This window comes from Streptomyces chengmaiensis (genome assembly GCF_029846775.1).
Taxonomy (GTDB): domain Bacteria; phylum Actinomycetota; class Actinomycetes; order Streptomycetales; family Streptomycetaceae; genus Streptomyces; species Streptomyces chengmaiensis.
In genome coordinates, this window is record NZ_JARWBG010000028.1 from 78,502 (window position 1) to 88,858 (window position 10,357).

The window sequence follows — 10,357 nt, forward strand, 5'->3', positions numbered from 1 at the left end:
CGCACGGAAAGCCTTCACCGAGGGCGGCGCCCCGACCTCAGTGAAGGGTCGGCAAGGTGAGAAAGGCCTGAGACGCGTATGAAACTCGCAGTAGTGGGTGGCGGTTCCACCTACACCCCCGAACTGATCGACGGGTTCGCGCGGCTGCGCGACACCCTGCCGCTGACCGAACTGGTCCTCGTCGACCCCGCGGCCGACCGTCTGGAACTCGTCGGCGGCCTCGCCCGCCGCATCTTCGCCAAGCAGGGGCACCCCGGAAAGATCGTCACCACGGGCGATCCGGACGCGGCCGTCGCGGACGCCGACGCCGTGCTGCTGCAGCTCCGCGTCGGCGGACAGGCGGCCCGGCAGCAGGACGAGACCTGGCCGCTGGAGTGCGGCTGCGTGGGCCAGGAGACGACGGGAGCGGGCGGTCTCGCCAAGGCGCTGCGGACCGTGCCGGTCGTCCTGGACATCGCCGAACGGGTGCGCAGGGCCAACCCGGACGCCTGGATCATCGACTTCACCAACCCCGTCGGCATCGTCACCCGCGCCCTGCTGCAGGCGGGCCACCGGGCCGTCGGGCTCTGCAACGTCGCCATCGGCTTCCAGCGGAAGTTCGCGGCGCTGCTCGGCATCGCGCCGTCCGACGTCCACCTGGGGCATGTGGGGCTCAACCACCTCACCTGGGAGACCAGTGTGCGGCTCGGCGGCCCGGACGGGGCGGAGGTGCTGCCCGAACTGCTCGCCGAGCACGGCGACGCCATCGCCGACGATCTGCGGCTGCCGCGGCCGCTGCTGGACCGCCTCGGCGTCATCCCCTCGTACTATCTCCGCTACTTCTACGCGCACGACGAGGTGGTGCGCGAGCTGCGGACCAAACCGTCGAGGGCCGCGGAAGTCGCCGCCATGGAGCGGGAACTGCTGACGATGTACGGGGACCCGGGGCTCGACGAGAAACCGGAGCTGCTCGCCGCGCGGGGCGGCGCGTTCTACTCGGAGGCGGCGGTGGATCTCGCGGCCGCGCTGCTGGGCGGCGGGGGCGGCTCGCCCGTCCAGGTGGTCAACGTCCGCAACGACGGCACACTGCCCTTCCTGCCCGACGACGCCGTGATCGAGGCGCCGGCGCGGGTGGACCGGCGCGGGGCGGCGCCGCTGCCGGTTCCCGAGCTTGACCCGCTGTACACGGGCCTGATCGCCGCCGTCACTGCGTATGAGGACCTGGCGCTGGAGGCGGCGCTGCGCGGCGGCCGGGACCGGGTGTTCAAGGCGCTGCTGTCCCATCCGCTGATCGGGCAGTCCGCCCATGCGGACACACTTGCCGACCAGCTCATCGCGCACAACCGGGAGCACCTGACGTGGGCGTGAACGCGACTCCCGCCGAAACGGCCCCCGACACGGTCCTCGCCGTCGACGCCGGGAACAGCAAGACGGACGTCGCCGTCGTCGGCCCGGACGGCGAGGTGCTCGGCGCGGCGCGCGGCGGCGGCTTCCAGCCGCCGAGGACCGGTCTCGCCGCGGCGCTCGACGCGCTGGGCGACACGGTCCGGCGCGCCCTCGCCCAGGCCGGGACGGCGCAGGCCGGACATGTCTCCGCCTGTCTCGCCAACGCCGATCTGCCGGTGGAGGAGGCGGAGTCGGCGGAAGCGGTGCGGGGGCGCGGCTGGGGGCGAACGGCCCAGGTGCGCAACGACACCTTCGCGGTCCTGCGCGCGGGGCTGCCGCAGGGCGCTGAGGCCAGGGGTGTGGCCGTGGTGTGCGGCGCGGGCATCAACTGCGCGGGCATCAACTGCGCGGGCATGCTGCCGGACGGCCGTACGGCTCGGTTCCCGGCGATCGGCAGGATCTCCGGCGACTGGGGCGGCGGGCAGGGGCTCGCCGAGGAGGCCCTGTGGCACGCGGCGCGGGCGGAGGACGGCCGCGGGGAGCCGACCGCGCTCGCCCGCGCCCTGCCTGGCCACTTCGGGCTGCCGTCGATGTACGCGCTGATCGAGGCGCTGCACCTGGGGCGGATCCCCATGGCGCGTACGCATGAGCTGACGCCGGTGCTGTTCGCGGTCGGAGCGGACGGCGACCCGGTCGCCCGGGCCCTGGTACGGCGGCTGGCCGAGGAGGTGGCGACCATGGCGACGGTCGCGCTGAGGCGGCTCGAACTGCTCGACGAGAAGGTCCCGGTGCTGCTGGGCGGCGGTGTGCTGGCCGCCCGCCACCCGGAGTTGGACGAGCGGATCAGGGCTCTGCTGGCTGACCGTGCGCCCAAGGCGGTCGTGGGCGTGGTGACGGCCCCGCCGGTGCTGGGGGCGGCGCTGCTGGGCCTGGACAGCACGGGAGCGCCGCCGGAGGCCCATGCGCGGCTCCGGGCCTGGTACGGCGGCCGCTGACGTCGCCGGAGTCGCCGCAGTCGCCGCAGTCGCCGGAGCGGTGGGGGGTCCCGGAGCTGACGGGAGTCCCGGAGCTGTCGTGGCTGTCGGAGTTGCCGGAGCTGTCGGGAGTCCCGGAGCTGTCGTGGCTCTCAGAAGTCCCGGAGCTCTCAGGGCTCTCAGGGTTCCGGTCCCTCCGAGCCTTGTGATCCCTCGGACGGGTGACACGAAAGGGAACTCGCGTGCGGTCGTCGGCGTATTCATGGTGGGGAGTTGAGCTGGACGGGGCATGCATGCCCATAGCGGCTGCGATCAACGCGCGGTGCGGTCAAGGCTGGTGTGGAGGCCGGGCACTGCGGCCATACTGCTGGCCGGGAGCCGTTCGCCGACCCGCGCGGGGACGGGCCGCGGTCAGGGACCGAGGGGGAGGTCGCATGACACAGCCGCCGAATGTGCGGGGCACGCCGGTGGAGCAGGGGTCGGTCCGGTCGCGGGTGCCCGGGCAGCCCGGGGCCGGGAGCCACACCTGCGGAGCGGTCGTCCCCGGCGGCACGGCGGCGGCCGTCCCGGGCCACGGCGGCGGCCCGCCCCCGGTGTCCCCGCCGCCCCCGGTGTCCCCGCCGGCGCCGGCGGCCCCCGCGTCGGGCGACGGCCGAAGAGCCTGGTCCGAGGGGTGGTCACGGCTGTGCACGGCGGCGACCACCGAGCCGGGGCGGCTGCGGACCATCGGGGCCTTGCTGGCGACCGTGATCGTGGCGTTCGGCGCGGTGACGGCCTGGGAGGTCTCGGCCCGGGCGTCCGCGGCGGACGACGTGGTGGGCCGCAGCCAGCCGCTCAGCTCGGACGCCGCCGCCGTCTACCGCTCGCTGGCCGACGCGGACACGGCCGCCTCAAGCGGCTTCCTGGCCGGCGTCGACGAGCCGCCCGCCGTCCGCGAGCGTTATGAGAAGGACATCGCCCTCGCCTCCCGGCTGCTGGTGGGGGCCGCGTCGACCACCGACGGCTCCAGTGCGTCGGACCGTCAGATAGCCACGCTCAACGAAGGCCTGCCGCGCTACTACGGCCTGATCGAACGCGCCCGCGCCAACAACCGCCTGGGCAAGCCGCTGGGCGGCGCGTATCTGCGGTTCGCCAACGAGCAGATGAGCAAGGAGCTGCTGCCCGCGGCGCAGCGGCTGTACGAGGCGGAGACGGCCCGGCTCGACCGGGACCAGGACGCGGCCCGCGGACGGCCGCATGCGGCGCTCGCGCTCGGCCTGCTGGCGCTCGCCGCGCTCGGCTGGGCGCAGCGGCGGCTGTACCTGCGGACGAACAGGGTGTTCAACCGCGGTCTGCTGGCGGCGACGGCGGCGACGGCCGCGGTCCTGCTGTGGCTGGCCGTGGGGCACACCGTGGCCCGCACGCAGCTCCATGAGGCGCGGATACACGGCCAGGAGTCGCTCACCGTGCTCAGCGAAGCGCGCATCAACTCCCTGAAGGCGCGGGCCAACGAGAACCTGACGCTGGTGGCGCGGGGCGCTGTGCTCACCAACGACGGCAAGAGCGACAAGTACGAGACGGACTACGCGACGGGGATGCGGCTGCTCCGGTCCGGGCTGAGTCAGGCGCAGCGCCTCGCGGACGACGCCGCGGGGCGCGATCCCGTGGCGTCGGCCGCCGCCTCGGCCGCCGAGTGGCGGACCCGGCACGAGCAGGCCGGTGCGAAGGACAGGGCCGGCGACTACGACGGCGCGCTGGAGAAGGTCATCGGCAGCGAGGGTTCCACCGGAGCCGCGTTCGACCGGGTGGACGAAAGCCTGGAGGAGGCGCTGGCGCACGAGGAGCGCGAGTTCACCCGGGCCGCACAGGACGGGCGGGGCGCACTGTCCGGGCTTCCGGCAGGTGCGGGCGTGTTGACGGCGGTGGGTGCGGGCGCGGCCGTCCTGGGCATCGGCCGCAGACTGTCGGAGTACCGGTGAGGGCGATGAGGGGGCGGGCCATGACGGCGGGAGCGAGGGCACGCACGGCGGCGGCCCGGGCCGGGCAGGACGGAGCGAGGGCGGCCGGGGTGGCGGAGAAGGACACCAGGGCGCGGAGGGGAGCCCGCGGCGGGAAGCGCGGCGGGGGCGGGCTCGCCGCGGCGGGTGTCTGCGGCCTGGCCGCCGCCCTCGCGTTGCTGCCGCTCCCCTCGTACGGGGGCGGGTACGGCCCCGTCGAGGCGGGGGCCGCGGACCGCGCGTACGCCGCGCGCGGCCCGGACGACGCGCGCGGCCCGGAGAGCGCGGCCTCATCGGGGACAGCCCGCGTACGGCGCGGGGCCGGGGACACGGCGGGCTTCCCCCGTACGGCGAACGGCGCGGCCGGCGCGAACGGCTCCGGCGCGGCCCGCGCTTGGGTCCTCCCGGGAGGGGCGAAAGCGGCAGAAGGCACTCCCGCGCCCGGCGACGCGGGCACGACGGGCGACGCGACCGTGCCGGACGACGACGCCGTGCCGAACGACGATGCCGTACCGCACGCCGCGACCGCGCCGAAGGCGTCAGGGGCGGCGAACGCAGCCGCGGCGGAGGACTGCACCGAACCTGAGCGCTCCCTCGCCCCCTCATCCGCCGACGGGCCGAGCATCGACGCCATCAAGACCCGCGGCAAGCTGATCGTCGGCGTCGACCAGAACAGCTACCGCTGGGGCTACCGCGACCCGGCCACCGGAGACCTCGAAGGCTTTGACATCGACCTGGCGCGGGCCGTCGCCGAGGACATCCTCGGCAGCCCCAAGGCGGTGATCTTCCGGGCCATCCCCACCAACCAGCGCATACCCGCGCTCGACCGGGGCACGGTGGACCTTGTGGTCCGCACGATGACGATCAACTGCGCCCGGCTGAAGCAGGTCTCCTTCTCCACGGCCTACTTCGAGGCCGGACAGCAGGTCCTGGCCCCCAAGTCCTCCCCCGTCACCGGCTATGACTCCTCGCTCGCCGGCAAGAAGGTGTGCTCGGCGGAGGGTTCGACCGCGTTCGAGGCGCTGGAGCGGAACAGCTTCGGCGCGACGTTCCGGGACGAGCACGACGGAAGCCCCAAGGACGAGGACCTGCTCACGGTGCCCAATCAACTCGACTGCCTGGTACGGCTGCAGCTCGGGCTGGTGGACGCCGTGGTGACGGACAACGCCCTGGCGGCGGGCCAGGCCGCACAGGACCCGGCGGTGGAGCTCAAGGGCGGGAAGCCGTTCACTGCCGAGTACTACGGCGTGGCGGCCGGGCTCGGCAAGGACGATCTGATCCGGCGGGTCAACCACGTGCTCGTCGACTACCGCAAGGGCGCGTGGCAGCAGGCGTACGACAAGTGGCTGGCGGAGGATCTTCCCGGTGTGACGGGGCCTCCGGCCCCCAAGTACCGGCCGGAGCAGCGGTAGCGGTAGCGGACAAGTGAGAACGGAGAGGTGATCGATGGGCGTCGCGGGACCATTCCCCGGCTCCGCCGGGACCACCGGGCCGGTGATGGACCGGGACGAGGTGGACCGTGCGCTGGGGCGCCTCGGGGCGGAGCACGAGGCGATCGAGACCTCGCTGCTCGCCCTCCAGGACCACGCGGGCCGCAGACTCCTCGAAGGGGCGGAGCTGACGGGCGTCACCAAGGACCGCTGGGCCTCGGCCGAGCGGTCGATCAGCCTGCTGTGGGGCTACTTCGAGGCGTACGCGGCCGCCCTCGACGCCGCCCGCGAGGTGCGCGCCCGGCGGCGCTGGCCGGGCCGTGAGGAGCTGGCAGAGCTGACCGAGCGGCTGCGCGGCCGCAGTGTGACGGTCGCCGACTCCGCGGCCCCGGACGGTCCGCAGCCCGCAGGGCCCGACCGGCTCTCCGAGCAGTTCACGCTGGAGGAGCTGGTGACCCGGATGAACGAGTTGTACGCCGCTTCGCTCGACACCGTGGTGACGGCGGACTCCGTGTGGTCCGCGCTGCCCGCCCGGATAGATCTTCTCTCCGCCGAGCTGCGGCGCACCCGGTCGCTGGCGCGTTCGGTCGGCGTGCGGCCGGGAGAGCACCCTTCGGGCGACGACCTGGAGTCGATCACCCATGAGCTGACGGCGCTCCGCGCCCAGGTGGTGTCCGACCCGCTGGCCTTCTGGCGGCCGGCCTCCGGCCGCAGCTCGGCGCCCGGAGGCGGCCGGCCCGACACCGAACGGTACGACCGCGCGGCCCTGGCGCTGGAGGACGTGCGCCGGGAGATCGAGGCGGTGCTGCAGGTGCGGCAGGACTCGGAGTCACGGCTCGTCCGGGTCCGCGATGTGCTCTCACGGGCCGACCGCACGCTGGTCGAAGCGCGGGCGGCGCGCGGCGAGGTGCTGGCGAAGATCGCGGCGAGCGAGGTGCCCGCGGTCAGCGGCCCGCCGACCGCCCTCCATGAGCGGCTGGCCGCGGCGGCGGAGTACCGCAGACACTCCCAGTGGCACCGGCTGTCCCCGCTGCTGGAGTCGCTGGAGCAGGAGGCCGAGGACGAACTGCTGCGCGCCCGGGAGTCCCTGACGGCCGTCACCGCGCCGCTCGCGGTCCGTGCGGAGCTGCGCGGGCGGCTGGACGCCTACCGGGCCAAGGTGGCCCGGCACGGGCTGGCGGAGGACCCGCTGCTGATCGAGCGGTACGACACGGCGCGCCGGATGCTGTGGAGCGCGCCCTGCGATCTGCGTGCCGCGGAGCAGGCGGTGCTGCGCTACCAGGGCGCGGCCGCGCAGGCGCTGGCGCACCGGAACCGCGCGGAGGAGCCATGAGGGGGGAGAGATGAACGGGAGCGACGACGGCAGCGACGGCTGTCAGCGGCCGGGCTGCGGGGGCCGCTGCGAGGACATGGGCGGGGGCGGGATCTACTGCGACACCTGCGGGCTGGCGCCGGTGGTCTCGCGGGGCGGGCTGATCTCCTCGCCCGCGACAGGGGTGACGGCGGGGCGCTCGCCCTCCTCGACTCCCCCGGCCGTCCCGACTCCCCCGGCCGTCCTGACGCCTTCGGCCGTCCCGACGCCTTCGGGGGCCTCGTCGGCGCCCCGCTCGTCCGCGTCCGCGTCGTCGGCGTCACCCCGGTCCGTCTCCGGCCGGCTGTCGCGCTCCCTGACCCGCGGCGGCACGGGCGTCCGCTCGGTCTCGGTGCGCAGCTCCGGCTCCGGGTCCGGCGCCTCGGGGCGGGGACGGCTGGGGGCGGGGCTTGTCTCGGTGCCGGAGGTGCCGCGCCCGGACCCGCAGTCGGCCGTGATGGCCGAGCCGGAGGTTCCCGAGCGGAAGCGGTTCTGCTCGCGTGCGGACTGCGGCGCCCCGGTCGGCCGGGCCCGTGGCGACCGTCCGGGGCGTGCGGAGGGCTTCTGCACCAAGTGCGGCCACCCGTACTCCTTCGTGCCGAAGCTGCGGGCCGGGGACGTGGTGCACGGGCAGTACGAGGTGGCGGGCTGTCTGGCCCACGGCGGTCTGGGCTGGATCTATCTGGCCGTCGACCGCGCCGTGTCCGACCGGTGGGTGGTGCTCAAGGGCCTGCTGGACACGGACGACCAGGACGCGATGGCCGCGGCCATCTCGGAGCGGCGCTTCCTCGCGGAGATCGAGCACCCCAACATCGTCCGCATCTACAACTTCGTGGAACACCTCGACCAGCGCACGGGTTCGCTGGACGGCTACATCGTCATGGAGTACGTCGGCGGCAAGTCCCTGAAGGAGATCGCCAACGAGCGCAGGACCGCGTCGGGCCGGCGCGATCCGCTGCCGGTTGAGCAGGCCTGCGCCTATGGCATCGAGGCGCTGGAGGCGCTTGGGCATCTGCACGGGAGGAACCTGCTGTACTGCGACTTCAAGGTGGACAACGCCATCCAGCAGGAGGACCGCCTCAAGCTGATCGACATGGGCGCCGTCCGCCGGGTCGGCGACGAGGACTCCGCGATCTACGGCACGGTGGGCTACCAGGCCCCCGAGGTGGCCGAGGCCGGCCCGTCGCCGGCCTCCGACCTCTACACGGTCGCGCGCACCCTGGCGGTGCTGACGTTCGACTTCCAGGGCTATGCGAACGTGTTCGCCGACTCGCTGCCCGATCCGGACAACATCCCGGTGTTCCGCACGTACGAGTCGTTCTACCGGCTGCTGGTAAGGGCCACCGATCCCGATCCTGCGCGCCGGTTCGCCTCGGCGCAGGAGATGGCCGAGCAGCTGACGGGGGTGCTGCGCGAGGTCGTCGCACTGCAGACGGGCCGTCCCCGGCCTTCCCTGTCACCTCTGTTCGGCCCGGAACCGCGCCTCACGGACACGGAGTTGTTCCAGGAGCTGACGGGCGACGTCTCGGCGCTGGGGGCGCGCAGACAAACAGCAGTCGCTCCCGGCGGGGCGAACGCGCCGTATCTCAGGGCGCTCGACGCGCGCGGAGCGGCGCTCGCGCTGCCCGTGCCGCATGTCGACCCGGGAGACCCGCACGCGGGCCTCCTCGCGGGGCTGGCCGCCCTGGCCCCCGCCGAGGCGATCGCCGCGCTGCGGTCGGCAGCGGCGCCCTCGGCGGAAACCCGGCTGCGGGAGCTGCGCGCCCGGCTGGAGCTGGGGGACGCGGCGGCCGCGGCCCGGGCTCTGGCGGAGCTGGAGCAACGGCAGCCGGACGACTGGCGGGTGGTGTGGTACCGCGGACTCAGCTCGCTGGCGGCCGGTGGCCACGAGGTCGCGGCCGTCTCCTTCGACGCGGTGTACGACGCGTTCCCCGGCGAGGTGGCGCCCAAGCTGGCCCTCGGGGTGTGCGCCGAGGTGCTGGGGCGGTTGGACGACGCCGCGGAGTACTACCGTCTGGTGTGGTCGACGGACCCGGGCCATGTCGGCGCCGCGTTCGGCCTGGCGCGCGTGCAGCTCGCCGCGGGCGACCGGACCGGGGCCGTAAACACCCTGGAGTCGGTTCCGGAGGGGTCGATCCACTACACGGCGGCGCGAGTGGCGGCGGTCCGGGCGCGACTGCGGCGACGCGCCGTGAGCGAGCCGCTGCTGGACGATCTGGCGGCGGCCGCGGCGCAGGTGGAGGCGCTCCGGGCGTTCGGCCTCGACGCGCTGCGCCGGGAGCGGTTGTCCACAGAGGTACTCGGCACTGCGCTCGACTGGGTACTCTCCCAAAGTCCCGGAACGCGACCGCCGCGGGCGCAGGCCCCGCTGCTGGGCAGCGAAGTGAGCGAGCGCGGCCTGCGGTTCGGGCTGGAACGCTCGTACCGGGTGCTCGCCCGGCTCGCTCAACGCAGCGAGGAGCGGATGGACATGGTGGAGCGGGCGAACCGCCTCCGCCCCCGGACGTGGGTGTGAGTATGGCGATGCACCAGCAGAACACCGGGGCGGCCTGCCCCGGTTGTACGGAGCCGCTGGAGCCGGGCGACCTGTTCTGCGGTGCGTGCGGCTGTGCGGTCCAGGCCGTGTCCGCGCCGTCGGACGGCCGGCCCACGGTCCCGCTCGGCACTGCGGTGCGGTGGCCCGCGGCGGCGCGCGCCGACGGCGGCGCGGACACGGCCGCGGCGCCGCAGCGGCCGGGCGACCTGCCCGCCCTCGACTCGGCGAGTTCCCGGCGGACTTTGCCCCGGCCACCGGTGCGGCGCGATGCGCCGCCGCTCCCGCCCACCGGCGGCACCCCGGGAGCCGGCCCGGACACGGAGCCGGCCGCAGACCATGCCCCGGCAGCCGGGCGGCGCACGGAACCGGCCGCAGACCATGCCCCGGCAGCCGTCCCCGCCGCGGCCCCCCGCCCCGCACCGCCACCGGGCCCCGGCAACGCGGCCGAAACGAACACCGCCCCTCACCCCACCACGGCCCCCGCGCCGACAAGCGGCCACGCCCCGGACGAGACCACGACCGCAGACCATGCCCCGGCAGCCGGTACGGCCGCGCTCCACGGCCCGACCGCGCGTCCGGGCGCAGTTGCGGATTCGCCCGCCGACGGCGCCCCTGGCCCGGGCGAGGGATCGGCCGCAGCCGGTGCACAGGCGGCCGCCGCGGGCGCCGCCCCCGCCGCGGCCGGCTCCGCTGTCGGCGCCGCCCGGGCGGCGCACGTGGGGCGC

At 74.9% G+C, this 10,357-nt stretch carries 6 protein-coding genes and 1 pseudogene; all 7 read left to right on the forward strand.

The features are described 5' to 3' along the window. The first annotated feature begins 78 nt into the window (after positions 1-78). Positions 79-1,347, forward strand: a complete 1,269-nt coding sequence (locus tag QCN29_RS22805) for a family 4 glycosyl hydrolase (protein ID WP_279930437.1) — start codon at positions 79-81, stop codon at positions 1,345-1,347. Further along, positions 1,338-2,360: an N-acetylglucosamine kinase gene (locus QCN29_RS22810; RefSeq protein WP_398859734.1), complete on the forward strand. Its 1,023-nt coding sequence runs from the start codon at positions 1,338-1,340 to the stop codon at positions 2,358-2,360. Before QCN29_RS22805 ends, QCN29_RS22810 begins: the two co-directional genes overlap by 10 nt. 413 nt (positions 2,361-2,773) lie before the next feature. After that, positions 2,774-4,297, forward strand: coding sequence for a hypothetical protein (locus QCN29_RS22815; RefSeq protein ID WP_279930441.1), 1,524 nt, complete (start codon positions 2,774-2,776; stop codon positions 4,295-4,297). Between the two features lie 491 nt (positions 4,298-4,788). After that, the gene (locus tag QCN29_RS22820; RefSeq protein ID WP_279930449.1) at positions 4,789-5,727 is read left to right on the forward strand and encodes a glutamate ABC transporter substrate-binding protein; all 939 of its coding nucleotides are present in this window, start codon (positions 4,789-4,791) and stop codon (positions 5,725-5,727) included. Between the two features lie 34 nt (positions 5,728-5,761). Then, on the forward strand, positions 5,762-7,078 hold the full coding sequence (locus QCN29_RS22825; protein WP_279930443.1) for a hypothetical protein: 1,317 nt from the start codon (positions 5,762-5,764) through the stop codon (positions 7,076-7,078). 10 nt (positions 7,079-7,088) lie between these two features. Continuing rightward, entirely contained in the window at positions 7,089-9,611 is a 2,523-nt protein-coding gene (locus QCN29_RS22830) for a serine/threonine-protein kinase (RefSeq protein WP_279930444.1), read from the forward strand. 2 nt (positions 9,612-9,613) lie between these two features. After that, positions 9,614-10,357: pseudogene (locus QCN29_RS22835) on the forward strand (hypothetical protein); the annotation flags it as partial.

What these genes read in the sequence shown, in the direction of transcription:
- QCN29_RS22825 (WP_279930443.1), top strand. Translation starts at nt 5,762, where the DNA reads ATGGGCGTCGCGGGACCATTCCCCGGCTCCGCCGGGACCACCGGGCCG.
- QCN29_RS22805 (WP_279930437.1), top strand. Translation starts at nt 79, where the DNA reads ATGAAACTCGCAGTAGTGGGTGGCGGTTCCACCTACACCCCCGAACTG.
- QCN29_RS22815 (WP_279930441.1), top strand. Translation starts at nt 2,774, where the DNA reads ATGACACAGCCGCCGAATGTGCGGGGCACGCCGGTGGAGCAGGGGTCG.
- QCN29_RS22830 (WP_279930444.1), top strand. Translation starts at nt 7,089, where the DNA reads ATGAACGGGAGCGACGACGGCAGCGACGGCTGTCAGCGGCCGGGCTGC.